Genomic DNA, 23,258 nt, shown 5'->3' on the forward strand with positions numbered 1-23,258 from the left:
CATTTACCCTACTTGACTAAAAATATACCCTTGGTAACCCAAAAACGCTATTAGCAATAAGCCGCCTTCTACTCTATTGATACGTTGGGTGCCTCTAAAGTTCAATGACATAATAATAAGAGCAAGTGTTGCGCCAATCATAATTAATACGTCTCGGCTTACTAATGATGGGTCAATGGCAGAAGGGTTAATAATACCGGCAAGTGGTAATACCGCTAGAATATTAAATATGTTTGAGCCAACAATATTACCTAGTGCTAAATCATCTTCATTTTTAAGTACACCTGCAACCGAAGCGGCAAGTTCAGGCAAACTAGTACCGATGGCAATAATTGTTAAGCCAATGACTAGGTCGCTTAAGCCGAAGTATTTAGCAATATCGACAGCCGAACCTATTAAAAAATGAGAGCTAACAGGTAGGAGTATCATGCCGACAACTAACCAAAATACCGCTTTTTTCGTAGGTACATCGTTAGGTACGTCGTCGCAGGCTTCTGAGACAAATGGATCATCTTGGTTTTTCGCACGCATAGATACAATAATTAACCCACCGATGAATACGATAAAGCCAACCAAAAGTGCAACACCTTCATTAAATGAAAAGTAGTTATCTGAGAACACATACCAAGTAACTAAAGATACGAGCATCACTAATGGCATTTCACGTTTTAACGTACTAGATGAAACTGAAAGAGGGCGAAATAGAGCAGTGATACCTAACACAAGTAAAATGTTTGTAATATTAGAGCCAACAGCATTGCCAACCGCTGTGTCGGTTTTATTAGCCAGAGCGGCAGAGGCAGAAACCATCATTTCGGGTGCTGAAGAGCCCATAGCTACCACGGTTAGACCAACAATAAGTGTAGGTACACCAAAGTTTTTAGCAAGAGCCGCAGCGCCATAAACAAACCTGTCTGCACTCCAAACAAGAGCTGCAAAACCAAGAATTAAAATAACAAACGAGGTAACCATTGTGTTAAGCCAGTTATACAAAATACGGATGGCGCGAATAGTAACAAAAGCCAAGATGAAAGTATAAATAAAAGAGTAAGGTCAACTACGTAACAATGCTGCTTTTAAACAGCTAATTTAAAAATTTAAGCCGGGGTTAAGCTGTTTTGAGCGAGTCTTATAATCCTTTTCATGGGTGTATTACAAAATCTTACGAATTGTTTTTTCCATCTTTGACAAAAAAGCTTTAAAATAGGTGCACTAGTGAACATTTTTATGGAGAGCGACTTGTCGCAATCAATAGTAGAAGTCAAGGATGTTAGCTTTTCGAGAGGCAATAGAACTATATATAAAAATATGAGTTTTAGCGTTCCTAAAGGTAAAATTACTGCGATCATGGGGCCAAGCGGAATTGGCAAAACCACTATGTTGCGTTTAATTGGTGGTCAGCTTAAACCAGATTCAGGTGATATTTTATTTGAAGGTGGCAGCATTCCTAAAATGTCTCGTAAAGAGTTATACGAAGCACGTACTAAAATGAGCATGCTTTTTCAAAGTGGTGCGCTGTTTACTGATATGTCGGTATTTGACAATATTGCGTTTCCTATAAGAGAGCACACAAAGCTAAGTGAAGACCTTATCCGATTAGTTGTATTAATGAAATTGCAAGCGGTTGGGCTACGTGGCGCTAAAGATTTAATGCCCTCTGAGTTATCGGGCGGTATGGCAAGACGTGCTGCACTTGCGCGCGCTATAGCACTTGATCCAGAGCTAATCATGTACGATGAACCATTTGCAGGACAAGATCCTATTTCGATGGGCGTATTGGTTAAGCTAATTAAGTCGCTTAACGAAGTATTGGGTTTATCGTCTTTAATTGTTACACACGATGTGACAGAGGTAATGAGTATTGCCGATCACGTTATAATTATCGCCGATCAAGGTGTAATTGGTTGTGGTACTCCTGATGAAATGCGCAATCATGAATCTCCTTTAGTTCAACAGTTTTTAAAAGGCTTGTCGGATGGTCCAGTACCATTTCATTTTCCGGCTCAAGCTTATGCAGATGAACTGCTTGGAGAAAAAGCATAATGTTGGATTTATTTCAAAAGCTAGGGCATAAAACGCTAGGACGTTTTGCGGCTCTTGGCCGTTCGGCTTATATGCTATTTAGTGCGCTTGCGCATGTTCCTAATTTTAAAAAAGGCACACCGTTACTTGTTCGCCAACTTTATATGGTCGGTTCGCAATCGTTGCTGATTATTATGGTGTCGGGTTTGTTTATCGGCATGGTGTTGGCTCTACAAGGTTACACCGTATTAGTTGGTTATGGCGCTGAGGATAGTTTAGGGCCGTTAGTGGCACTGAGTTTATTGCGAGAACTGGGCCCGGTTGTTACTGCATTACTATTTGCAGGACGCGCAGGTAGCGCATTGACTGCTGAAATTGGCTTAATGAAAGCAACAGAGCAACTTTCATCACTTGAGATGATGGCAATCGATCCGCTAAAACGTATTATTGCACCGCGCTTTTGGGCGGGTTTTATAAGCATGCCATTGCTTGCATTGATATTTTCAGCCGTAGCAATCATAGGCGCTCATTTAGTGGGTGTAGATTGGCTGGGGGTTGATACAGGTAGTTTTTGGTCAATCATGCAATCACAAGTGTCGTTTCAGCAAGACATACTAAACGGTATTATTAAGAGTTTTGTATTCGCCATAGTGGTGACCTGGATTGCGCTTTATAAAGGATATGACTGTGTGCCGACCTCAGAAGGGATCAGCAAAGCAACCACCGAAACGGTTGTTCATTCGTCATTAGCAGTTTTAGGTTTTGACTTTATTTTGACAGCGGTAATGTTTACCAGCTAATAGGGTATAGATAATGAATTCACGGAAATTAGAAATTTTAGTTGGTTTTTTTGTAGCACTTGGCATTTTAGCTTTTGCGATGCTCGCACTTAAAGTTGCCAATTCAGGTATTAGTGGCTCTGGCGAAACATATACGCTTAATGCCAAGTTTGAAAATATTGGCTCATTAAAAGCGCGTGCGCCGGTAAAAGTAGGTGGTGTTGTAATTGGTCGTGTTGAATCAATTTATGTACACCCACAAGAGTTTTTACCAGTGGTAAACATGACCATTGATGCACAGTATTTATGTCGCTTTTCAGACACAAGCTCAATCTCTATTTTAACGTCGGGTATTTTAGGTGAGCAGTACTTAGGTATTCACCCTGTCATTTCTCCAGATTCGGCTAAGCAACGTTGTTTAGGCGAAACAGTGACTGAGAACAAGCAAGATGAAGCAATTGACGATTTATTTGGTGTGGAAAGCAAAGCACTAGGTGATGGCGATTCAATTACTGACACTAAGTCTGCCATTGTACTTGAAGAATTAATCGGGCAGTTTTTATTCAACCAAGGTAGTGAGTAATTATTATGTTGAAAAAGTTTTTAGCTATTGTAGCAATTGGCACAATGACGCTAACTCAAAGCGTAAGTGCAGCAGATGTGAAATTAATCGATCCAAATAAAATGGTACGCCAAGTTGCCGATAATACATTTGCACGTATTAAAAAAGATCAGCCATTAATTGTTAAAAATCAAGAGCATCTTCGCGTAATCGTTGAAGAAGAATTAATGCCTTATATCGACTACAAATATGCAGCACTTCGCGTACTAGGTAGTGAAGTATCTAAAGTACGTGCAATTACCGACGAAGCTGAAAAAGCCAAAGCAATTAAAGAAATTCAACGCTTTATTGGTGTGTTTAGAGAGTATTTAGTTGCTACTTATGCAGGTGTATTCACTCAATATACAAACCAGAAAGTTGAGTTTGGTGCAGAACAAGCATTTAAAGGCAAAGATGTCGTTGTCGTTAAAACTAAAATTATTGAAGATGGTAAACCTGATATCAGAATCGATTTTAAAGTACGCGAAGACCGTGATGGTGAATGGCGCGCGTACGATATGATTGCTGAAGGTATTAGTTTACTAGACGCAAAACAAAGTGAGCTACAAGGTATTTTGCGTCAGCAAGGTATTGATAATGTAAGTAACCTTTTAGAGCAAAAGAGTCAGCTACCAGTTCAGTTTAGAGGCAGTAACTCGAATGACTAAATTGGCAATAAGCCAAGTTGATGGACAACATTTTCGAGTAAACGGTGAGCTTACTCGAAATTCAATTGGCGATGAACAGCTTCTGAACAACAAGCTATTAACCAAGCATAAAATCATCTATTTCGACCTAAGTGGTGTATCTAGGGTTGACACAGCGGGCTTAGCTTGGTTAATTCACTCTTTTGCAGAATTAAAGCAGCAAGGCATTCGCCTTGAATTGCAAAACCTACCTGAGCAATTGCAAAATTTAATGCAATTGGGTCAGGTTACAACCCTATTTGAGTGAGAGTTATGGAAACTAGCCAAGTCGAAACATTATTACGCGAAGAACTTCAATTAGCTGAAGTACATGTAAAAGCCAATGGTAGTCATTATGAAGTTGTTGCAGTAGGTGAATGCTTTGACGGTTTAAGCCGAGTTAAAAAGCAGCAGCTAGTTTATGGCCCATTAATGAATACAATTTCAGATGGCACAATTCACGCAGTATCTATTCGTGCATTTACTCCTGTAGAGTGGAAGCGTGAACAAAAATTTATTTTACCGCAATAAATAGGGCCTCTTAATGGATCAATTTGTAATTCAAGGTGGTACTTCACTTGCTGGTGAAGTGACTATTTCTGGCGCTAAAAATGCCGCACTTCCTATTTTGTTTGCTTCATTATTAGCTGATGGAAAAAGTACATTTACTAATGTACCGCGTCTTCGCGATATAGTGACCACAGAAGCCTTATTAAAAACTCTAGGCGCTGAAGTTAATTGGCACGGCGATACGCTAGTGATTGACGGCGCAACGGTCAATAAAACATTAGCGCCATACGACTTAGTTAAGCAAATGCGTGCCTCTGTACTTGCATTAGGCCCTTTAGTTGCACGTTTTGGTGAAGCTCAAGTGTCTTTACCTGGTGGGTGTGCTATTGGTGCTCGCCCTGTTGATATACATATTCAAGGTTTGGAGCGCATGGGCGCACAAATAAACGTTGAAAATGGTTATATTAATGCCAAGGTAAACGGTCGCTTAAAAGGCGCTGAAATCTTTATGGAAATGGTAAGCGTAGGCGCTACCGAAAATCTATTGATGGCAGCAGCCCTCGCTGATGGTAAAACCATACTTGATAATGCTGCACGCGAGCCCGAAATAATTGATTTAGCTAACTGCTTAATTGCTATGGGCGCTAAAATTACGGGTGCAGGCACTAGCCGCATTGAAGTTGAAGGCGTTGAGCGTTTAGCAGGCTGTGAGCACAGCATTTTACCAGACAGAATAGAAACAGGTACATTTTTAGTCGCTGCAGCAATGGCAGGAGGTGAAGTACTTTGTAAAAACACTGACTTTCATTCTCTTGAGCCTGTGATTGAAAAGCTACGCGCAACAAATGCACACTTAGAAGTACATAACGACAGTATTTATCTTGATATGCGTGGCCGAGAACTGAGAGCCGTGAATATTAAAACAGCTCCACACCCAGGTTTTCCTACGGATATGCAAGCTCAGTTTACAGCATTAAATGTAGTAGCAAATGGTAGTGCAACGATTACGGAAACGATTTTTGAAAACCGTTTTATGCATGTACCTGAGTTACAGCGTATGGGTGCTAATATTCGTTTAGAAGGGCATACCGCAATTTGTGGTGAGACTGAGAGCCTAACGGGCGCGCAAGTGATGGCAACCGACCTACGCGCTTCAGCTAGCTTAATCTTAACGGGTATAGTGGCACAGGGTGAAACGGTTGTTGACCGTATTTATCACGTTGATAGAGGCTATCAGCGCATTGAAGATAAGCTAAGTGCGTTGGGTGCAAATATTAAACGTCGAAGTAGTTAAGTAGATATTTAACTAGCTAAGCTATTTTAAAAAGGTCGGATACGCAAATTGCTATCCGACCTTTTTATTGACGATTTATGAAAGTTGGTATTATTCTTTATTAAAGCTTTGTTTCAAGCTCAGCTACCACCACCATGATTTTTTCTATTTTACCATTCCGGTAAAGCTCAAATTCTATTTCTTTACCTGGTTCTGTATTACCTATTTCTTCCAGCACTTTTTGTGGATTTGCTACCGAAAGCCCTGCAATTTTAATAACAATATCTTGCTCTTCAATACCCGCTTGCCATGCTGGTCCCAAAGGGTCTAAATTAGTAATACGCATGCCAGTAACTGGGGTTAGGCTGTCGTTTACTTCCTTGCCGGTACTATCTACTGCTGTGCCCTCAAAGCCTAAATAGCCGCGCACAACGCGACCATGACGAATGAGCTTACCCATTACTTTTTTAGCAAGTGAGTAAGGAACCGCAAAGAATATTCCTTGAATATTCAAGTTCTCACGCGTTTTAAACTGCGCAGAAGTAATACCGACTAAATCACCATTGGAGTTAACTAATGCGCCGCCAGAGTTGCCCACATTAATAGCCGCATCCATTTGCAATAAGTTATTGTACGGACTGTCTGTAATTTTTTGCTTACCCGTTGCGCTAATAATGCCTTGCGTGATTGTTTGGCCTAAATTAAGCGGGTTACCTATGGCAAGTACAACATCGCCTACACTGGATACATAGCTATCATTTACAGGAATTACCGGAAGGTGATCTGCATTTATTTTAAGTAAGGCTAAATCAGTAATAGTATCAAAACCAATTAGCTGTACATCAAAAAAGCGTCTGCCATCGGTTAGAATAACCATAATTTGATCTGCATTATTAACAACATGGTAGTTGGTAAGAATGTAACCGTCTTGCGACATGATGACGCCAGAGCCTAGCTCTTGTACCGTGTTTTTTCTTTTATAACGAGGTTCTTTGGAAATACTTTCTGAAAAAATAGTAACCACAGAAGGAGCTGCTCGTTTAACTGCATCAGAAAAACTCAGGTGACTCGAACTCATTGCGCTTGGTAGGGGAACATTTGGAAGTAAAGCCGCTCGCATATTAGGGCTGAAAAAAACCACTAAAAAAGCAATACTTAGGCCTGCAAATAAAGGGGGAAGAATAAATTTTATTAGTTTCAGCACGATTTTCTTATTATGTAAGTGAGCAATCTCTTTATGATGACATAAAAAAAATAACAGCGGCAAGTGCCACTGTTATTTTTATTACATTAATAGTGCTATTTATTACTGAATTAAAATAAATATAGACTCACGACCACGTTGCACGCCAAGTACTATATTACCTTTTGTACTGTCGATGATTTTATTCATGTCGCGAATCGTTTCAACTCGTTGACGATTCACTTGCATAATAATATCACCTTCTTCAAGGCCAACACGGGCAGACGGTGAGCGAGGGTCTACAGAAGTAACCTCAACACCTTTATTACTATTCTTTTGTACATTTTCAAGTGTCGCGCCTTGGAATGCAGGATGCAGCTCTTCACCGGTCGCTGTAACACCTGATGCACCATCAAGGGTTACTTTCACTGTTTTAATTTTACCATCGCGGTAAATGCCTAGTTTTATCTCACGGCCTTCACCTAGCGTAGCAATTTTGCTGCGTAGTTCATGAAAGCCACTAATGTCGCCACCGTTTATGCTAACAATAACGTCACCAGCTTCAATTCCAGCCTTACTTGCGGCAGTGTCGTCCATTACTTGCATTACATAAGCACCTTGTTTGACATCAAGTTGCTGTGCTTTTGCAAGTCCAGCATCAAGTGGACGACCAGAAATGCCTAACGAGCCTCGACGCACTTCACCATGTTCAATAATTTGATCGACTAGATTTTTCATCATATTAGATGGAATCGCAAAACCAATGCCCACGTTGCCGCCAGAAGCACCTAAAATAGCGGTATTAATACCAATCAACTCACCATTAAGGTTAACTAAGGCACCGCCAGAATTACCTTGGTTAATAGCTGCGTCGGTTTGAATGAAATCTTCGTAGCCCTCAATGTTTAAACCACTTCGACCAAGGGCACTAACAATACCAGAGGTAACTGTATGGCTAAGGCCAAACGGGTTACCAATCGCAACCGCAAAGTCGCCCACTCGTAAATTATCTGAGTTAGCGAGTTTGATTTCGGTTAAGTCATCAGCGTCTATTTGTAAAAGAGCGATGTCTGATTCTGTGTCAGTACCAATTTTAGTAGCTTCAAATTCACGGCCATCTTCGAGAGTAACTACCATTTTTTCGGCGTCCTGGATTACGTGGTTATTAGTCACTACATAGCCCTCATCAGCATCAATAATGACCCCAGAACCTAATCCACTAAATTGGCGTTTTTGACTGCGAGGCTGTTGCTGTCCAAAAAAATATTCGAGAGGATCTGCACGGCGGCGTACTTCTTTAGAGCCTGAAACTTGGATACTTACAACACCAGGAGATATTTTCTCTAGCATGGGGGCAAGAGTGGGTAGTTGTTGACCATTTACTGCAATTGGCATTTTTGCATAAGACGCTACAGGGCTCATTAATAAGCTTGTAGATAGAATAGCTGCGCTGATAAGTGATAATTTCATTTTCATAGTCAGGGGTAACTCCACTTAAGATAAAGCAAAAACAAAAAGGGCTACTTTAAAAGCAGCCCTTTTCGATTTATTAAGATAAAACAACAAAGCTGTTATATCTAAAGACTATGGGGTCTAAAAAAAGTTCATCAAGATACTTTAGAATGTTCTGAAACTTTATTTTGACCAGCAAATAAACCAGATTCACCCGATACATAATCAGCTGGTTGTGCTGCGGCTGAAGAACGATCTGAACGACGCTCTTTTAAAGACGCTTGTAGTTGTTCTGTTGTTTCTTTAGAAAAATAAGGTTCTGCTGGTGCTTTATTTCTATCTTCTAGAAGAAGTTGGTTTGTTTCTTCAACGTGACTAAGCAGTTGATCATAGTTTTCTTTCATTTTATTTACGAGCTTGCCAGTATTCGCTAAATGATCAGCTACATCTTGACGATACTGCTCTAACGCATTTTCAGCTTGCTCTGCCTGCTCTTTTAATTCATCTTGTTTGAATTGTTTTTTAGTAACAAATGCGCCAATAAAAAATGCTACAACAGCAGCAATAACAATTAAACCTACCCACATAACTGTGCCCATAAAAACTACCCCTTTGGGAAAATAACTAACGAATGCCGATTCAATTATAAATCATACTAAGTGTAATATACCCCGAGTTATGATGCGTGTTAATATGCTTTGCAAATTAAACTGTGTTTTAACTGTAAATAGATATGACTCCTTGGCAAACATACCAACAAGACTTAAAGCGAGATGACTTTGTACACGACGCAGCACAAGAAAATGCTGTGCGCCATTTACAACGTCTATACGATGACCTAACTCAGGCAAAGCCAAAACAAAAAGGTTTTTTTGCTAAGTTATTTAGTAAAGATGAACCTGCGCCTATAAAAGGTTTGTACTTTTGGGGTGGAGTAGGGCGTGGTAAAACTTATTTAGTTGACACTTTTTACGAATCACTACCGGGCACACGTAAAATGCGCGTGCACTTTCATCGATTTATGCACCGAGTGCATAATGAGCTTAAAAAACTAAACAATACGGCTAATCCATTAGAAAAAATAGCCGACACTTTCAAAGCAGAAACAGACATAATTTGTTTTGATGAGTTTTTTGTTCAAGACATTACCGATGCTATGTTGCTAGGTGGCTTAATGGAAGCGCTATTTGCACGGGGTATAGTACTTGTTGCTACATCTAATATAGTGCCTGATGAGCTTTACAGAAATGGCTTGCAGCGTGCCCGCTTTGTCCCTGCTATAGAACTGGTTAAGCTCAATACAGAAATAGTTAATGTAGACTCAGGTATTGATTATCGGTTGCGTACCTTAGAGCAAGCCGAAATTTTTCATAGTCCGTTAGATAAAGAAGCGGATAAAAACCTATTTGAATACTTCGATAAGCTATCGTCAGAGCCTGGACAATTAGATGAGCCGATAGAGATAGAAGGTCGTTTAATCAAAACGCGAAAAGTAGCCAAATGCGTGGTGATGTTTGAGTTTAGTGAATTGTGCGAAACAGCGCGTAGTCAGGTTGATTACATGGAGATTAGCCGCTTATATAACACGGTGATTATTTCTAACGTAAAACAGCTTGGGCAAACTAATGATGATGCTGCTAGACGCTTTATTGCTTTAGTGGATGAATTTTACGAGCGCCATGTAACTTTAATTATATCGGCTGAAAAACCTATTACCGAACTTTATACCCAAGGTAATTTAAACTTTGAATTTAAGCGCTGTATAAGCCGTTTGCAAGAAATGCAGTCTCTAGAGTATTTAGCTAGAGAGCATTTGGTTTAAATAAGTAGGTAAAAGTATAATAGGTTAGCCATTAAAAATAAGAGGTGCATATATAGTACTTCTTATTTCTAAAATTTCTTGTGGAAAAAACAACCGGCGAGTAGCAATGTGTTTTAAGTGCTGGTATACTCCCGCGTCTGCCACGTTGCGTTCTATGCCCTCATATAGTCTAGCCACTTGTGAGCGGCGCAAAAGTCTAAAACTCGAAGGGGTTATAGCAAACTTAGAGCAGTAGTTAATATTAACTACTTGTGGTTTTAATTGAAAAACATTGGATTTTTATAAATGAAAACGTTTGTTGCTAAACCAGAAACAGTAAAACGTGACTGGTACGTAGTTGACGCTGAAGGTAAAACTTTAGGTCGCATCGCTACTGAAATCGCTCATCGCTTACGCGGTAAGCATAAAGTTGAATATACACCGCACGTAGATACTGGTGATTATATCATCGTTATCAACGCTGAAAAAGTTACTGTAACTGGTAACAAATTCAAAAACAAAGTGTACTATTCACACTCTGGTTTTCCAGGTGGTCTTAAGTCTACTACTTTTGATAAACTTCAAGCTGCAAAGCCTGAAATGATCATCGAGAAGGCTGTTAAGGGCATGTTGCCACGTGGTCCTTTAGGCCGCGCTATGTACCGTAAACTTAAAGTTTACACAGGTACTGAGCACAACCATGCTGCACAACAGCCTCAGGTTCTAGACATTTAAGGAGCACCATCATGGCAAATCAATACTACGGTACAGGTCGTCGTAAAAGTTCAAGTGCTCGCGTATTCTTACGCCCAGGCACTGGTAACATCGTAATCAACAAACGCTCTCTAGAAGAGTATTTTGGTCGCGAAACAGCACGCATGGTTGTTCATCAAGCTCTTGAGCTAGTTGATATGACTGAAAAATTTGACCTTTACATCACCGTTTCTGGTGGTGGTACAACTGGTCAAGCTGGTGCTATCCGTCATGGTATCACTCGTGCACTTATGGAGTTTGACGAATCATTACGTTCACAACTTCGTAAAGCAGGTTTTGTTACACGTGATGCACGTAAAGTTGAACGTAAGAAAGTGGGTCTTAAGAAAGCGCGTAAGCGTCCACAGTTCTCAAAACGTTAATCTATACGTTATCAAGAATTCAAAAACCCAGCTTATGCTGGGTTTTTTGTTTTCAAATCAAAATGTTTACATTTGCAACTTAATATAAAGTTATTTATATCGACGGTGATACAGGGTGATTGCAGCAATTAATGATGATCAAATTGATTAATAACTGCGTATTAATCAAACGAAAGTTAAAAAACACTCAGATAGCTGCAAAAAAGTTAAATAATTATCGTAATTAGTTTAAATCCATCAGTTAATTGGTGGAATTTTTTGCTACAATTGGCATTGAAGTAAAATGAGTGAGTTTAACCGCACTATGTACAGTTTTTACTGTTTCCTCTTAGTGGTGTTGATCTTGGTCAGTATATTGTTTTTACAGAAGCGTTATTATAGTCGTTCGGCTTTATTCTCGAGCTTACTTAATCAAATTTTGATCAAGTTAGTTTTATTCGAGCATAGGGCTTTGAATAACCTTGTTTTAATCAAGGGTTTTAATTATGATCGCTTCTATTTTAAAAATTCGAATAATTAACCTGCTGTAACTGATGTTCTCAATATAGCAAGTGTTGAGAATCATAGTGGAGATAAGTGGATGAGCAATGCGCCTGTAGACAATGGCCGACGTCGCTTTTTAACCATAGCTACCTCTGTTGTAGGTGGTGTTGGTGCGGCTGGGGCTGCTGTTCCTTTTATTGCGTCTTGGAATCCAAGTGAGCGAGCTAAATCTGCGGGTGCGCCTGTAGAAGTAGATATCAGCAAACTTGAACCGGGACAATTAATACGTGTCGAGTGGCGTGGTAAACCTGTATGGGTTGTATCACGGACCCCAAAAATGCTTGAGCAAATGAAAGAACATGAAGGTCAACTTCGTGATCCGCATTCGCAAGAGCCACAACAATTAGAATCATCAACAAATGATTACCGTTCATTACGTCCAGAAATCTTTCTGGCTGTAGGTATTTGTACGCATTTAGGGTGTTCACCTGGCTTTTTCCAAGGTAACTTTAGTGAGAAAGTTGAAGGAACCGATGATGGCTTCTATTGCCCATGTCATGGTTCTAAATTTGATATGGCTGGCCGTGTATTTCAATCGGTACCTGCTCCATTAAACTTAGAGATACCACCTTATACTTTTCTTGATGAGACCACTATTTTAGTGGGCGAAGAAAAAGGGGCAGCCTAATGTTTGGTAAGATTATTGGTTGGATAGACGACCGTATCCCAATGACACGTGTTTGGAACATGCACATTGCACAGTATCCAGCACCTAAAAACTTTAACTTCTGGTACTTTTTTGGCTCATTAGCCATGTTGGTACTAGTAAACCAAATCCTAACAGGTATTTGGTTAACGATGAACTTTGTTCCGTCTTCTGAAGGCGCATTCGCTTCAGTAGAATACATCATGCGTGATGTAGAATATGGCTGGTTATTACGTTACTTGCACTCAACCGGTGCATCAGCGTTTTTCATCGTTGTATATATGCATATGTTCCGTGGCATGATCTACGGTTCTTATCAAAAACCACGTGAGTTACTGTGGTTATTTGGTATGTTTATTTTCTTAGCGCTAATGGCTGAAGCATTCATGGGGTATTTATTACCATGGGGGCAAATGTCGTTCTGGGGTGCACAGGTAATCATCTCCTTATTCGGGGCTATTCCGGTTATTGGTGATGACTTAACACTTTGGATCCGTGGTGACTATGTAATATCAGGTGCAACGCTTAACCGCTTCTTTGCATTACATGTAATTGCACTACCATTGGTTATCGTAATCTTAGTTTTCTTACACATTGTTGCTCTACATGAAGTGGGTTCAAATAACCCTGAAGGTATTGAGATTAAACGTAAGAAAGGCTCAGTAGCTGAAGAAGATAAGCCTAAATTTAAATTTCATGAGTATTACACTGACAAGAAAGATATTGTTGATGCGATACCATTCCACCCTTACTACACAGTTAAAGATATTGTGGGTGTGGTTGGTTTCTTAATATTGTTCTGTTGGGTTGTGTTCTTTATGCCAGCGATGAATGGCTTCTTTTTAGAAGGTCCAAACTTCGAGGCAGCTAACCCACTTAAAACACCTGAGCATATTTTCCCGGTTTGGTACTTTACGCCATTCTATGCAATCTTACGTGCAATCCCTGATAAGTTAATCGGTGTTGCGGCGATGGGTGCATCGATTGTGGTACTTGCGTTACTACCTTGGGTAGACCGTGGTAGAGTTAAATCGGTTCGTTACCGTTGTGGTTTCCATAAATGGAACATTGCAGGTTTTGTTGTAACTTTCGTTCTTCTAGGTTGGGTGGGCGCAACTCCACAAACTGATATGAAAACGATTATTTCTCAAATCTGTACTGTGACTTACTTTATGTTCTTCGTACTGTTGTTTGTATACAGTAAGAACGAAAAAACTAAGCCATTGCCAGAGAGGTTAACGAAATGATGAAGAAGCTTATTATTGGTTTATTTGCTTTATCAGTAAACTTGTTGCCGAACATGGTTATGGCAGCGGGTCCATCGGTTCCTTTAATGGAAGCGAACAACGACCTTACTGATCAACCATCTTTACAACGCGGTGCAAAGTTGTTCATGAACTACTGTCTTGGTTGTCACCAAATGCAGTATCAACGTTATGAACGTACTTTTCGTGATATCGGTATCCCAACAGAGGTTGGTTTAGAGCAGTTGATTTTTGACGGTTCTAAAGTTGGTAGTCATATTACTAACGCGATTACAAAAGACGATGCAGCAAAATGGTTTGGTGCGGCTCCGCCGGATTTAACTCTAATTGCTCGTGTAAAATCACCAGATTATATTTACACGTACTTAAAATCGTTTTATAAAGATGAATCTCGCCCGTTTGGGGTTAACAACATTGTTTTCCCATCGGTAGGTATGCCTCACGTTCTTCAGGAACTACAAGGTTTACCAACACCTATCACTAAAGAAGTACAAGAGCATGGTCACACTGTGACTAAAGTTATTGCTACTGAAACAGATGGTACGGGCGAATTAAGCATAGATGAATACGACCAAGCGGCTCGTGATTTAACAAACTTCCTTGAGTACGTGGGTGAACCTTCGCGTCTTGAATCGGAAGCGCTAGGTATTAAGGTAATAGGATTTTTAATTATCCTGTTTATCTTGGCATTTATGCTTAAGAAAGAATACTGGAGAGATGTTCATTAGGTTGAACATTTTTAAAGGTAATTTTGCAATAGGGGCTTAAGCCCCTTTTGCTGTTTTAGTTATTTAATGGAGGTATAGGCATGGCCGTAGCTGCCAATAAGCGCCCTGTAATGACCCTTTTTTCTGGTGCTAACTGTATGTATAGCCACCAAGTACGTATTGTACTTGCGGAAAAAGGTGTAAGTGTAGATATTCATTTGGCTGAAAAAGATAACTTGCCAGAAGCACTTCACGAAATTAACCCTTACGGTACAGTGCCAACACTGATTGACCGTGAGCTTGGTTTATACCAGGCAAACATCATCATGGAATACCTTGATGAACGTTTTCCTCATCCTCCACTAATGCCTGTTTACCCGGTAATGCGTGGTCGTAGCCGCTTAATGATGCATCGTATTGATACTGATTGGTACAGCCTAGCTGACAAAATCAGTAACAACACGTCAGACGCTGCTCAAGCTCGTAAAGAGCTAACAGAAGCATTGCTTGCTGTAGCACCTATTTTTAGCGAAGCACCTTACTTTATGAGTGAAGAGTTTAGCTTAGTAGACTGTTATTTAGCTCCACTATTATGGCGTTTACCAGAGTTTGGTATTGAGCTTAATGGTGCAGGTTCTAAAGAGCTTAAAGAGTACATGATCCGTTTATTTGAACGTGAGTCATTCCAGGCCTCTTTAACTGAAGCTGAGCGTGAGATCCGTTTATAATGACGCCTAATCGTCCTTATTTATTACGTGCTTTTTTTGATTGGATAGTCGATAACGAGTGTACACCGCATTTAGTGGTAGACGCTGGATTTGCAAATGTACAAGTGCCAACACAATTTGTTCAAGACGGACAAATTGTTTTAAACATAAGTCCATCAGCGGTCACACAGTTTTCGTTAGACTTAACCCAACTTAGCTTCAGTGCGCGCTTTGGTGGTCAGCCAATGCAAGTGTATGTACCTCTAGGTGCTGTGCTTGCAATATACGCGCGTGAAAATGGCGAAGGAACAGTCTTTACCGCAGATGAGTTTTTAGAGGACGAAGACGATTTTGTGCCAGAGCTTGAAAGTGTTGATTCATCAGCTGAGTTTATTGATGAAACACCACCAGAAAAGCCTGAGAAGAAAAAAGGCTCTCATTTACGCGTTATTAAATAATAAGTAAATGCCAAAAAAAACCGCTGAATAAGCGGTTTTTTTATGTCTGTATTTTGTGTTTACAAGTATTCAAATACTTTAATTACACGCTCTACGCCAGAAACATTGCGGGCAATATTTACAGCTTGAGTTGACTCAGAGTCAGATACTAAGCCCATTAAAAAAACTTCAGCATTTTCTGTCACTACTTTAATGTTATTACTGCTAATGTCTTTTGCTGTTAGTAGCTGGGCTTTGACTTTAGAAGTTAGCCAAGAGTCGTGAGTTTGTGTAGTAATGCCAGTATTTGAGCCAATACGAATTTGGTTATGTATTTTACGAATACCTGAAACGCCCTCAATGGTGCGCTGCGCTTCGTTTCTCATTTCTTCGTTAGATACTTGGCCAACAAGTAAAACAATACCGTTAACGCTTACAGCGCTTATATTGGCAAACTTTTCAAGACGTTCTACTTCGCTAAGTGCAATACTGGCTTTTATTTCAATATTGTTATCGTCAATTTGAGAGCCAATAGTACGGCGGTCGTTCGCTGCAGTTACTGCACTGGCTGTACCTGCAACAACAGCGGCTGCGCAGCCTTGCAGTAATACAACAGTACCTAAAACAATAAGAGAGCGTTTAAACATAATTTTCATCCTGAGGGAAAAGCGTTAAATCAACAAGTTCGCTTAAACAATGTAAGTTAACTAAATGGGATTCGATAATGCGGCTAGGGCGTTTAGATGGCGATCTAATTTCAACATCGTTAGGTCCAAGTAGGCCTACCAACTCGCCACCATCATCACCAACCATAACTATGACCTTCATATCTTTAGTTAGTGCAGCTTCAACGGCAGAAATAACATGTTTTTCGTTACCGTTTATAGCCAGTACAAGCAATAAATCACCTTGTTGGGCAAAAGCGCGGACTTGGCGAGCAAATGTATCGTGATCGTCCACTTGAGTACTTTGCCCCAGATTAACGTTTTCTTGCGATAGAGCAATTGCAGGTAAGCAGGGACGTTCGGTTTCATAATGATTAACCAACACACCCGCCATATGCTGAGCGAGCATGTGGCAATTTGCAGTACCGCAGCAAATGAGTTTATTTCCGTTGATCAGACTTTGTGCAATAGTAAATGCAGCTGACTCAAGCGCACTAGGTAGCACTTCACCAGCAGCGATTTGAACTTGAATGCTTTCTGTAAAAATTTCTTTAATTGTGTCTTGCATAGCCTACCAATAATTTATCTTTGTATTTGCGTTTAAAATACATTTTTAAGCCAATTAATATTAGGAGATGCTTCTCCTGTAATGGCTACATAATCAATTCTTAGAGCTTGGTTAGTTAAATTTTTAGCTGCTAAGTAATGATAAATACTACGTTTTAATCGAGCTTGTTTTTGTGGACTAAGCGCATAGTTGGCACCGCCACGAGCATTATTTTTGCGAAACTTAACCTCAACGAATACAAGGGTATCGCCTTCTTTCATAATGACATCAAGCTCACCAAAGGGGCAGTAATAATTACGTTCTATGGGTGTTAGCCCTTGAGTAACTAAGTATTTTTGCGCTTCAAGCTCATAATACTGGCCTTTTTCGCGACTATTGTGCCACAGCTCTTTAAACCACGACATGCCGCCCCCTTAATTAAGTTTAATTGATAGTTTGTATGTCACCCGCTGATTGCATAAACAATGGTACAGGGCGTTGTGTTTCTAATTGCACAGGCTTAATGCGACGGTTTGTATATTGAGCCCAGTCGAGCGTGCGTTCTATATGGCCGCTGGTATTAACAGATAACTTACCGCTTAAACCACTATATTGATTGCCTGGCATTACGCTTAACTGCCTGATGTCATGTAATATTGATACAGCATCGTACGCCATTGCAAATAAGCGTTGGCTAATATCTACTTGCTCTGGCCATAACGAATCATACTGCTGGCGTAAGTTATGTTGTTTAATTTGCGAATCGAGCATCCACGGCAATTCAGTGAAGTATAGGCCGTCTAAGTCGCCTTTGTCAGTACTGTCAATTTGTTTACTATGACTTTTAGAGCTGGCATAAAGTGGAATACGATCTGCAAATGTACTTACGTTTACATCAAGGTAAGGTTTAATTAAGCGTGTTTCTATTGCATCACCCAAAATATAAATAACGTCTATATCACTACGCGAACGGGTTTCGTTTTCTACTTCCTGTTTAAATAGTGCTTTAATCGTTTTTATGCGCTCTTTTGATTTATCAACTTCTAACAAGCTGGTAATTGTATTAGGCATATCTTTTTTATCGTTATAAAAACCTATTTGCGGCTTGGTTTCGCTATAGCGTTGCCACTGTAAGTTAAAGTAATCAACCAAGCGTTGGCCATTTGCGTTATTTGGTGCAAGCAACATAGGTTTTTGATAGCCCTTAGTTAAAAAGTGTTCTAAGGCTTGTTGTACTTCGTGCTCAGGGTTTAGTGCAAAGTAATAATGCTGAAGCGAAATTCGCTCACCATCAAAGGTGTTTAAATGCAGTACCGGGGTATCAATAAGAGTTTGCGCATTAGCTAGTTTATCAATATTTGCTTTAAGTAGAGGACCAATTACAAAGTCAGGCTTTATTTCTTCAAGTTGCGCTGCAATTTCTTCTGTACTTAGGTTTTCATCAATAAAAATAGTGTCGTTGATATTTTGCGTATCAAGTGCAGCTAATACGCCAGCTTTAAGGGCATCACCTAAACGTTCGTTAGGGCCCGATTGTGGAAACAGCACAACTAAGCGCTCTATATTGATAGGAGCAAGTTCAGTAAGCATTTCGTCTTGTTCAGGTAATACAGTAAAAGCCGGATGCCCAATATAGCGTCTGCGCCAATTGTTGATCGCTTGATCTAACTCTACGCCACTACTTGCATATACTTGATGATATAACGCTAGGTTAGCCCACCCCTGCTGAATAACCGAACCACGGTTAAAGCGTTCAAGCGCGTAAGAAGAGAGTTGCTTTAAGTTATCCCACAAATTTTGATTAAGTTGAGGGATTTCTATATTATTTTTTGTTGCTGTTTCAGAGGCTCTAAAAAAGTAGGGTGCAGCTTTTTTAGGAAAATTTTGCGATGCGTAAATGCTGGCCGTTAAAAACTGATGCCAAGCAAAATGCTCAGGTTGAGTCAGTTGTCCGTCTAGCGACTGTAAAATAACCAAAGCTTGATCATTTTTATTCTGTTGTTTTTGTGCAAATGCAATATAAAGACGGTTCTGGATTTGATCAACACTTGCGGTTAATTCAAGCTCATTACCAATTATCTCTAATAAAGGCCAGTTTTGCTCACTAATTGCTGCATCACGGGCGCTATACAATAACTGTATTTTATCGGCACCTTGGCGGTTTTGCGCCAATTGATAGATAGATTGCGCACTGGTTGCCTGATTTTGCAGTGCATTAGTGCGGTTACTTACGTTATCGCTGTTTTTAGTTGGTTTTTCGGTTGTGCTACACGCCGATAACCCTGACAATATAATTAATAGACTAACTAGTTTAAGTCGCACAATGATTTCCCAATACGTTAACGCGATTTGCTTATATTACTGACTGACGCAGGAGACCTCAATGTTAAATGAGGAGAATTCACAGAAAATTGGCACTCTTTACATTGTTGCCACCCCAATTGGCAATTATGACGACTTAAGTCACCGTGCCATTGCGACATTATCGCAAGTTGACTTAATAGCTGCTGAAGACACTCGCCATACCGGCAAGCTACTTAGCCACTTTGGAATTAAGGCAAAAACGTTTGCATTACACGACCACAACGAAAAGCAAAAAGCACAACAAATTATTGATCAACTTAATCAAGGTTTAAATATTGCTTTAGTATCTGACGCTGGTACACCACTAATTAGTGATCCAGGCTACGCTGTTGTAAATCTGTGTCGTGAACAAGGTGCTCATGTTACACCTGTTCCAGGTGCATGTGCTGCAATTACAGCCGTATGTTGTTCAGGCTTACCAACTGACCGCTTTCAGTTTATTGGTTTTACGCCAGCTAAAAGCAAAGCTCGCCAAGACTTTTTTACCGAAGCTGTTAACTCAGGCATTACCAGCATAATGTACGAAAGTACGCACCGTATTATGGCAAGCCTTGATGATTTAGCACTAGCCCTTGGTGATGAGCAGCAAGTTGTGTTTGCTAAAGAGCTAACCAAAACCTTTGAAACATTTTTTAATGGTAGTGTAAGTGAGCTTAAACAGTTTTTAACTGATGATCCTACCAAGCAGCGCGGCGAAATAGTGCTTATGCTTCCGGGCAAACCAAAGCAAATAGACGATGTTCCGCCTGAAGCGCGCAAAATGCTGGCACTGCTTGAAAGTGAAATGCCAATGAAAAAGGCCTGTGGTGTGGTTGCAGAATACTTTGGTATGAAGAAAAACGCTCTATACAAAACAATTATTGAAGAAAAAGAGTAAATTTTACTGCGCTTGGTATTAGCCTCATGTATACTGCGCGCCGAGTCAGCCAAGATGATCGCTGCCTGTGACGAAAATGATCAGGGGGAGGAAAGTCCGGGCTCCATAGGGCAGAGTGCCAGCTAACGGCTGGGGGGCGTGAGCCCACGACAAGTGCAGCAGAGAGGAGACCGCCAATCTCGATTGGTAAGGGTGAAAGGGTGCGGTAAGAGCGCACCGGGCCGCTAGTAATAGTCGGTTGCAAGGTAAACTCCACTCGGAGCAAGACCAAATAGGGTTCCTTATGGCGTGGCCCACGTTGGAACCGGGTAGGTTGCTTGAGCCATAGAGCGATTTATGGCCTAGACGAATGATTATCACTTTCTTCGGAAAGGACAAAACCCGGCTTATACGGCTGACTCACTCATTCAATAAAAAGCCCGCAGTTAACGCTGCGGGCTTTTTTGTGGTTGTAAATAAAATAAGTGTTCAACTCTCAGTCTCCGCTGTCAAATTAATGCTTTTTTGAGTTAACAGGTTTCAGATTTTAGGCTGAAACTGATCAAATTTTGTGTTTGGGTTATGCTGTAGGCACCGCTTTAGCGGCACTGGTTAAATTTAAGGGCTTACAAAAGTAAATTACTGAGCAAAGTTTAACACCCGTTTGTAAAAGTGAAACTAAACCCCAAAGTGACAGGTTTATCTGGCTAATCTTCATTTTAAATAAAAATAATAGCTAAATTGAGGGCACTATTTAGAGAAATACTCAGCTCTTCTTTTCAAGTATTCATTATACAGCGAGAGGCTAGATATTGCGCAGATGTCAGCAACCTGATCTAACCAGAAAAAGTAATCTACCTTGCGTTCAGGTGACCAACCAGAAGGTATTGTACAAGCATTAGAGCACAGGTCAGCTAATTTGATACGCTTTACCGAGATTGACTTACTCGGAAGCATTTTAAGCGTTTCTTCTCTTCGCTCCTCTAAAGATAGCGATTTATCGTCAGTAAGGGCTTCTACTAATTCCAGAACACGATTACCACAGGTTTTATAAATCTCCCCTCTTGTAATATCAGTGTCCTCTAAAATGTCATGCAGTATTGCGGCGCATAGCTCATCGTTTTCATCAATTTCAGCGATATCAGTTAGTAGGACTGCCACTTCTATCAAATGATTTATATAGGGTGACTCATCTGACTTTCGCTTTTGCTGCGCATGATATTTTGAAGCCAGATCCAGTGATTTAATTAAAAGCTTGTTTGAGCTCATTTTAGCAACCTTAAAGTAATATAAACTAAAGTCATAGTTGAGAATCCACGGTAAAAGTAACCCAGATCAACCTTTTTATCAGCGTAAAATAACACTATGAAAGTAGCTTCTTAATCTCGAAAGTGGTTAGTCTTGTTTAGCCACCCAAGTAAGAGTTATTTTATATACTCATCATATTGACGTTGTAATTCCAACCAAGTTGCAGCGCTAATTTTAGTCGCTTTTTCTAGTTTGTCGGCTAGCACAGAGTTAACAGCCAAGTTAGCTACCATAAATTGTTTTAGAGTCTCGATTTCTATGTTTGTTTTATCAGCAAGGTCTTGAGTGCCTTTAGATTCAAATTTATCTAAGCAATTTCGCTTAAAAAAGTTCGAAGGGTGTTTGCGAAACCCACCACTGGGTCGCTTTACTAGTTTTAAATCCTTAAGGGGAGTAATTTTGCTGCGTTTTATAAAGTTATAATTATTTATGTGGTACCTCATAGCTCTTATGGATGTTTTGGCTAGTTAATTATGGGTAGTAAATTAAATATTTCATTGTCTCATTCATTTTTAGACTAACTACTCCTTCCTCTATAGTTAAGCGTTTTTTGATCAAAAAAAGGCCTACATCTAGTAGGCCATGATGAAAAAGTTTCTCACACTTTTTCTTCTGCTCCCTCACGGAAACAACACATGTTCATAATATAAAATACTTGCGACAGAATAAGTCGCAATGTTGTTTATATTAAATATTGGTCATTCAGTTACTCAACTTAGTAGGTTTAAGGAACCCACCCATGCATTATTTGAATCAGGCTTTCTGAGAGCGAAAACGAATAACTCTACGGAGCCTCCATTAATTAACATATTAGCAGTTGCTACAAATTGCTCGACATCGTGAGGCTCTGAAATAAGCGTGTCGTCATCTACAGACGCTTGCAAACCTAACTTAATATCAAAGTCTCGACGGTCTAAATTCAAGTAAACAATTGACTCATCTTGATGTTGCGCACGCAGTTTTTTAATTTCTATGGGGTGATCATCCTCACTTAACTCTTTTAAAAGAAAGTTGATTTGGTAGTCATTGATTTTGATCTGCCAGCCAAGGTCTGTTTTAATTGCTTTATTCTTTAACAAATCTTGTTCAAGGTCGTATTCGTCAATAGCTGATGGTTTATTTTCATGATAAAAATCCAATAAGTGTTGAGATAGCTTTTTACTTAATTGATATGCTTTTTTATCGATTAATGTATGGGTCAAACAATTTAAAGACTGCCATTTTCTCTGAGTCAAAGTATCAAATAACTCAGTAGCCACTTTTTCTGTAGGAAATTCGGCATAATCTTTGTGATTTTCATGCCCTTCGTACTGAACGGCAAATAACTCTTCATCGCTGTTGTTAACCTTCAAAATATCATCAACATAAATCCAGTGCGGCTTAGAGTGTTTATCGGTAACACCATTATTTGCTACTTTATAAGCTAATATCATTTGCTTAATTTTTATAGAATCGTTGGTATTTATTGGAACGATGTATTTTATTTTTTGACTAGGGGGGATTGATAATTCATCACTTTCAAATGAGCGGTACAACGTACTATTTTCATAGCTTCTAATGTGAAAGTCTGCTTTCATTAAGTTTCCTTGCTAAGTGTTTATTAAATGCTAGAGAAGCTTGGGGGCTTAAAAACATGGTTACGGGGCTTTTAAATAACTTCTAGATCATCGTTATCGCACGCAGATTAACCCAAAGCATTCTGCTATAAAAGTTCTTTTATATATAAAAAGAGTGAAATGCCCTATCTACAACCATAGGCTAACCTGCTGT

Annotated in this window: 27 protein-coding genes and 1 other RNA gene; 17 read left to right on the forward strand and 11 right to left on the reverse strand. The window is 39.8% G+C overall.

Going from position 1 to position 23,258, the window contains the following annotated elements; translation table 11 throughout:
• Positions 1-3 precede the first annotated feature (3 nt).
• Positions 4-972: a calcium/sodium antiporter gene (locus PARC_RS03050; RefSeq protein WP_010554272.1), complete on the reverse strand. Its 969-nt coding sequence runs from the start codon at positions 970-972 to the stop codon at positions 4-6.
• Between the two features lie 255 nt (positions 973-1,227).
• Here PARC_RS03050 and PARC_RS03055 point away from each other — a divergent pair, with 255 nt between their 5' ends.
• The 7 genes from PARC_RS03055 to murA are packed head-to-tail and all read left to right on the forward strand — an operon-like array spanning position 1,228 to position 5,892.
• Positions 1,228-2,043 (forward strand): ATP-binding cassette domain-containing protein, encoded by an 816-nt coding sequence (locus PARC_RS03055; protein ID WP_076915496.1) that lies wholly within the window; start codon positions 1,228-1,230, stop codon positions 2,041-2,043.
• The gene (mlaE, locus tag PARC_RS03060) at positions 2,043-2,822 is read left to right on the forward strand and encodes a lipid asymmetry maintenance ABC transporter permease subunit MlaE (protein WP_002957949.1); all 780 of its coding nucleotides are present in this window, start codon (positions 2,043-2,045) and stop codon (positions 2,820-2,822) included. Before PARC_RS03055 ends, mlaE begins: the two co-directional genes overlap by 1 nt.
• A 13-nt stretch (positions 2,823-2,835) precedes the next feature.
• Positions 2,836-3,384, forward strand: coding sequence for an outer membrane lipid asymmetry maintenance protein MlaD (mlaD, locus tag PARC_RS03065; protein WP_002957950.1), 549 nt, complete (start codon positions 2,836-2,838; stop codon positions 3,382-3,384).
• Between the two features lie 5 nt (positions 3,385-3,389).
• Entirely contained in the window at positions 3,390-4,070 is a 681-nt protein-coding gene (locus PARC_RS03070; protein ID WP_007580315.1) for an MlaC/ttg2D family ABC transporter substrate-binding protein, read from the forward strand.
• A complete protein-coding gene (locus PARC_RS03075; RefSeq protein WP_010554274.1) occupies positions 4,063-4,356 on the forward strand; it encodes an STAS domain-containing protein in 294 nt (97 codons plus the stop codon). Before PARC_RS03070 ends, PARC_RS03075 begins: the two co-directional genes overlap by 8 nt.
• A 5-nt stretch (positions 4,357-4,361) precedes the next feature.
• Positions 4,362-4,619, forward strand: a complete 258-nt coding sequence (locus PARC_RS03080; RefSeq protein ID WP_002957953.1) for a BolA family protein — start codon at positions 4,362-4,364, stop codon at positions 4,617-4,619.
• Positions 4,620-4,632: 13 nt separating this feature from the next.
• A complete protein-coding gene (murA, locus tag PARC_RS03085; RefSeq protein WP_010554275.1) occupies positions 4,633-5,892 on the forward strand; it encodes a UDP-N-acetylglucosamine 1-carboxyvinyltransferase in 1,260 nt (419 codons plus the stop codon).
• 100 nt (positions 5,893-5,992) lie between these two features.
• Here murA and PARC_RS03090 read toward each other — a convergent pair whose 3' ends face one another.
• From PARC_RS03090 to PARC_RS03100, 3 genes are all read right to left on the reverse strand, one after another.
• Positions 5,993-7,075, reverse strand: a complete 1,083-nt coding sequence (locus PARC_RS03090; protein ID WP_007580320.1) for a trypsin-like peptidase domain-containing protein — start codon at positions 7,073-7,075, stop codon at positions 5,993-5,995.
• Positions 7,076-7,177: 102 nt separating this feature from the next.
• A complete protein-coding gene (locus PARC_RS03095) occupies positions 7,178-8,530 on the reverse strand; it encodes a Do family serine endopeptidase (RefSeq protein ID WP_010554276.1) in 1,353 nt (450 codons plus the stop codon).
• Between the two features lie 131 nt (positions 8,531-8,661).
• Positions 8,662-9,105, reverse strand: a complete 444-nt coding sequence (locus PARC_RS03100; protein ID WP_007580324.1) for a Z-ring associated ZapG family protein — start codon at positions 9,103-9,105, stop codon at positions 8,662-8,664.
• Positions 9,106-9,239: 134 nt separating this feature from the next.
• Here PARC_RS03100 and zapE point away from each other — a divergent pair, with 134 nt between their 5' ends.
• From zapE to PARC_RS03140, 8 genes are all read left to right on the forward strand, one after another.
• Positions 9,240-10,328 carry a cell division protein ZapE gene (gene zapE, locus PARC_RS03105; RefSeq protein WP_010554277.1) on the forward strand — a complete coding sequence of 363 codons (1,089 nt, stop codon included), beginning with the start codon at positions 9,240-9,242 and terminating at the stop codon, positions 10,326-10,328.
• A 285-nt stretch (positions 10,329-10,613) separates the two neighbouring features.
• Complete coding sequence (rplM, locus tag PARC_RS03110) at positions 10,614-11,042, forward strand: 50S ribosomal protein L13 (protein ID WP_007378318.1); 429 nt, start codon at positions 10,614-10,616, stop codon at positions 11,040-11,042.
• A gap of 8 nt (positions 11,043-11,050) precedes the next feature.
• Entirely contained in the window at positions 11,051-11,443 is a 393-nt protein-coding gene (gene rpsI / locus PARC_RS03115) for a 30S ribosomal protein S9 (RefSeq protein WP_024590200.1), read from the forward strand.
• Positions 11,444-12,023: 580 nt separating this feature from the next.
• Positions 12,024-12,614, forward strand: a complete 591-nt coding sequence (petA, locus tag PARC_RS03120) for a ubiquinol-cytochrome c reductase iron-sulfur subunit (RefSeq protein WP_007580333.1) — start codon at positions 12,024-12,026, stop codon at positions 12,612-12,614.
• The gene (locus PARC_RS03125) at positions 12,614-13,879 is read left to right on the forward strand and encodes a cytochrome b (RefSeq protein WP_007580335.1); all 1,266 of its coding nucleotides are present in this window, start codon (positions 12,614-12,616) and stop codon (positions 13,877-13,879) included. The genes petA and PARC_RS03125 overlap by 1 nt, the downstream gene beginning before the upstream one ends.
• Entirely contained in the window at positions 13,876-14,625 is a 750-nt protein-coding gene (locus PARC_RS03130) for a cytochrome c1 (protein ID WP_007580337.1), read from the forward strand. The genes PARC_RS03125 and PARC_RS03130 overlap by 4 nt, the downstream gene beginning before the upstream one ends.
• An 80-nt stretch (positions 14,626-14,705) precedes the next feature.
• A complete protein-coding gene (sspA, locus tag PARC_RS03135; protein WP_002957965.1) occupies positions 14,706-15,332 on the forward strand; it encodes a stringent starvation protein SspA in 627 nt (208 codons plus the stop codon).
• Positions 15,332-15,769, forward strand: a complete 438-nt coding sequence (locus PARC_RS03140; protein WP_007580339.1) for a ClpXP protease specificity-enhancing factor — start codon at positions 15,332-15,334, stop codon at positions 15,767-15,769. Before sspA ends, PARC_RS03140 begins: the two co-directional genes overlap by 1 nt.
• 59 nt (positions 15,770-15,828) lie before the next feature.
• Here PARC_RS03140 and dolP read toward each other — a convergent pair whose 3' ends face one another.
• Genes dolP through PARC_RS03160 form a run of 4 tightly spaced genes read right to left on the reverse strand, consistent with a single transcriptional unit; the run spans position 15,829 to position 19,282 of the window.
• Positions 15,829-16,395, reverse strand: a complete 567-nt coding sequence (dolP, locus tag PARC_RS03145; protein WP_007582867.1) for a division/outer membrane stress-associated lipid-binding lipoprotein — start codon at positions 16,393-16,395, stop codon at positions 15,829-15,831.
• Positions 16,388-16,981: an SIS domain-containing protein gene (locus PARC_RS03150; RefSeq protein WP_002957968.1), complete on the reverse strand. Its 594-nt coding sequence runs from the start codon at positions 16,979-16,981 to the stop codon at positions 16,388-16,390. The genes dolP and PARC_RS03150 overlap by 8 nt, the downstream gene beginning before the upstream one ends.
• Before the next feature lie 32 nt (positions 16,982-17,013).
• Entirely contained in the window at positions 17,014-17,385 is a 372-nt protein-coding gene (locus tag PARC_RS03155; RefSeq protein ID WP_010554278.1) for a YraN family protein, read from the reverse strand.
• 19 nt (positions 17,386-17,404) lie between these two features.
• Positions 17,405-19,282, reverse strand: coding sequence for a penicillin-binding protein activator (locus PARC_RS03160; RefSeq protein ID WP_007582872.1), 1,878 nt, complete (start codon positions 19,280-19,282; stop codon positions 17,405-17,407).
• A 61-nt stretch (positions 19,283-19,343) separates the two neighbouring features.
• On the opposite strand from PARC_RS03160, the gene rsmI reads away from it, so the two are divergent.
• Positions 19,344-20,201, forward strand: coding sequence for a 16S rRNA (cytidine(1402)-2'-O)-methyltransferase (rsmI, locus tag PARC_RS03165; protein ID WP_010554279.1), 858 nt, complete (start codon positions 19,344-19,346; stop codon positions 20,199-20,201).
• 42 nt (positions 20,202-20,243) lie between these two features.
• An RNA gene (rnpB, locus tag PARC_RS03170) (RNase P RNA component class A) lies at positions 20,244-20,606 on the forward strand.
• 324 nt (positions 20,607-20,930) lie between these two features.
• Here the strand turns inward: rnpB and PARC_RS03175 are convergent.
• From PARC_RS03175 to PARC_RS03185, 3 genes are all read right to left on the reverse strand, one after another.
• Complete coding sequence (locus PARC_RS03175; RefSeq protein ID WP_010554280.1) at positions 20,931-21,449, reverse strand: HD domain-containing protein; 519 nt, start codon at positions 21,447-21,449, stop codon at positions 20,931-20,933.
• Between the two features lie 155 nt (positions 21,450-21,604).
• Complete coding sequence (locus PARC_RS03180; protein WP_010554281.1) at positions 21,605-21,931, reverse strand: hypothetical protein; 327 nt, start codon at positions 21,929-21,931, stop codon at positions 21,605-21,607.
• Between the two features lie 267 nt (positions 21,932-22,198).
• Positions 22,199-23,065, reverse strand: a complete 867-nt coding sequence (locus tag PARC_RS03185; RefSeq protein ID WP_010554282.1) for a hypothetical protein — start codon at positions 23,063-23,065, stop codon at positions 22,199-22,201.
• Positions 23,066-23,258 lie beyond the last annotated feature (193 nt).

Origin of the sequence: Pseudoalteromonas arctica A 37-1-2, from assembly GCF_000238395.3 — a bacterium.
In the GTDB taxonomy this organism is placed as follows: Bacteria; Pseudomonadota; Gammaproteobacteria; order Enterobacterales; family Alteromonadaceae; genus Pseudoalteromonas; species Pseudoalteromonas arctica.

What these genes read in the sequence shown, in the direction of transcription:
- PARC_RS03155 (WP_010554278.1), bottom strand. Translation starts at nt 17,385, where the DNA reads ATGTCGTGGTTTAAAGAGCTGTGGCACAATAGTCGCGAAAAAGGCCAG.
- PARC_RS03075 (WP_010554274.1), top strand. Translation starts at nt 4,063, where the DNA reads ATGACTAAATTGGCAATAAGCCAAGTTGATGGACAACATTTTCGAGTA.
- dolP (WP_007582867.1), bottom strand. Translation starts at nt 16,395, where the DNA reads ATGTTTAAACGCTCTCTTATTGTTTTAGGTACTGTTGTATTACTGCAA.
- mlaD (WP_002957950.1), top strand. Translation starts at nt 2,836, where the DNA reads ATGAATTCACGGAAATTAGAAATTTTAGTTGGTTTTTTTGTAGCACTT.
- PARC_RS03185 (WP_010554282.1), bottom strand. Translation starts at nt 23,065, where the DNA reads ATGAAAGCAGACTTTCACATTAGAAGCTATGAAAATAGTACGTTGTAC.
- sspA (WP_002957965.1), top strand. Translation starts at nt 14,706, where the DNA reads ATGGCCGTAGCTGCCAATAAGCGCCCTGTAATGACCCTTTTTTCTGGT.
- rplM (WP_007378318.1), top strand. Translation starts at nt 10,614, where the DNA reads ATGAAAACGTTTGTTGCTAAACCAGAAACAGTAAAACGTGACTGGTAC.
- PARC_RS03050 (WP_010554272.1), bottom strand. Translation starts at nt 972, where the DNA reads ATGGTTACCTCGTTTGTTATTTTAATTCTTGGTTTTGCAGCTCTTGTT.
- PARC_RS03070 (WP_007580315.1), top strand. Translation starts at nt 3,390, where the DNA reads ATGTTGAAAAAGTTTTTAGCTATTGTAGCAATTGGCACAATGACGCTA.
- PARC_RS03055 (WP_076915496.1), top strand. Translation starts at nt 1,228, where the DNA reads ATGGAGAGCGACTTGTCGCAATCAATAGTAGAAGTCAAGGATGTTAGC.
- murA (WP_010554275.1), top strand. Translation starts at nt 4,633, where the DNA reads ATGGATCAATTTGTAATTCAAGGTGGTACTTCACTTGCTGGTGAAGTG.
- petA (WP_007580333.1), top strand. Translation starts at nt 12,024, where the DNA reads ATGAGCAATGCGCCTGTAGACAATGGCCGACGTCGCTTTTTAACCATA.
- zapE (WP_010554277.1), top strand. Translation starts at nt 9,240, where the DNA reads ATGACTCCTTGGCAAACATACCAACAAGACTTAAAGCGAGATGACTTT.
- PARC_RS03125 (WP_007580335.1), top strand. Translation starts at nt 12,614, where the DNA reads ATGTTTGGTAAGATTATTGGTTGGATAGACGACCGTATCCCAATGACA.
- PARC_RS03080 (WP_002957953.1), top strand. Translation starts at nt 4,362, where the DNA reads ATGGAAACTAGCCAAGTCGAAACATTATTACGCGAAGAACTTCAATTA.
- PARC_RS03180 (WP_010554281.1), bottom strand. Translation starts at nt 21,931, where the DNA reads ATGAGGTACCACATAAATAATTATAACTTTATAAAACGCAGCAAAATT.
- mlaE (WP_002957949.1), top strand. Translation starts at nt 2,043, where the DNA reads ATGTTGGATTTATTTCAAAAGCTAGGGCATAAAACGCTAGGACGTTTT.
- PARC_RS03130 (WP_007580337.1), top strand. Translation starts at nt 13,876, where the DNA reads ATGATGAAGAAGCTTATTATTGGTTTATTTGCTTTATCAGTAAACTTG.
- rsmI (WP_010554279.1), top strand. Translation starts at nt 19,344, where the DNA reads ATGTTAAATGAGGAGAATTCACAGAAAATTGGCACTCTTTACATTGTT.
- PARC_RS03140 (WP_007580339.1), top strand. Translation starts at nt 15,332, where the DNA reads ATGACGCCTAATCGTCCTTATTTATTACGTGCTTTTTTTGATTGGATA.
- PARC_RS03175 (WP_010554280.1), bottom strand. Translation starts at nt 21,449, where the DNA reads ATGAGCTCAAACAAGCTTTTAATTAAATCACTGGATCTGGCTTCAAAA.
- PARC_RS03095 (WP_010554276.1), bottom strand. Translation starts at nt 8,530, where the DNA reads ATGAAAATGAAATTATCACTTATCAGCGCAGCTATTCTATCTACAAGC.
- PARC_RS03100 (WP_007580324.1), bottom strand. Translation starts at nt 9,105, where the DNA reads ATGGGCACAGTTATGTGGGTAGGTTTAATTGTTATTGCTGCTGTTGTA.
- PARC_RS03150 (WP_002957968.1), bottom strand. Translation starts at nt 16,981, where the DNA reads ATGCAAGACACAATTAAAGAAATTTTTACAGAAAGCATTCAAGTTCAA.